We start from the raw sequence: 745 nt of genomic DNA, 5'->3' as shown, positions 1-745 counted from the left end.
TACATGAAGAACATAAGCCAGATGACGGAACGGGAAGACCTAGGATGTAGAAGATCATAACATAAGTTATTCGGCAGATTTTGATTCCTATATATCCACTCGTGTGGTACTTCTACCATATATAGAAGAATTCTACGATATATATAAGATCCATCYGTATAGATATCAYCATCTACATCCAGAAAGCCGTATGCTTTGGAAGAAGCTTGTACAGTTTGGGAAGGGGTTTTGATTGATMAAAAAGAAGAATCTACTTCAACCGATATGCCCTTAGGCACGGCCATACATAAYATAGAAATCACACTTGGAARGGGTGGACAATTAGCTAGAGCAGCGGGTGCTGTAGCGAAACTGATTGCAAAAGARGGGAAATCGGCCACATTAAAATTACCTTCTGGRGAGGTCCGTTTGATATCSAAAAACTGCTCAGCAACAGTCGGACAAGTGGGWAATGTTGGGGTRAACCAGAAAAGTTTGGGTARAGCCGGATCKAARYGTTGGCTAGGTAARCGTCCTGTAGTAAGAGGAGTAGTTATGAACCCTGTMGACCATCCCCATGGRGGTGGTGAAGGGAGGGCYCCAATTGGTAGAAAAAAACCCRYAACCCCYTGGGGTTATCCTGCRCTTGGAAGAAGAASTAGAAAAAGGAAWAAATATAGTGAKAMTTTGATTCTTCGTCGCCGTAGTAAATAGGAGAGAAAATCGAATTTCTTTCTTCGTCTTAAAAAAATAGGAGTTAATTAAC

1 protein-coding gene is annotated in these 745 nt (G+C 41.2%); it reads left to right on the top strand.

The genetic code is table 11. The features are described 5' to 3' along the window. Positions 1-264: 264 nt before the first annotated feature. Complete coding sequence (gene rplB / locus DLK05_RS19050) at positions 265-693, top strand: 50S ribosomal protein L2 (RefSeq protein WP_235832029.1); 429 nt, start codon at positions 265-267, stop codon at positions 691-693. The last annotated feature ends 52 nt before the right edge of the window (positions 694-745 follow it).

It is taken from the genome of Ancylomarina longa, assembly GCF_003996985.1.
Classification (GTDB): domain Bacteria; phylum Bacteroidota; class Bacteroidia; order Bacteroidales; family Marinifilaceae; genus Ancylomarina_A; species Ancylomarina_A longa.
Note: the sequence above shows the minus strand (reverse complement) of the source record. Positions and strands in the feature narration are given on the sequence as shown.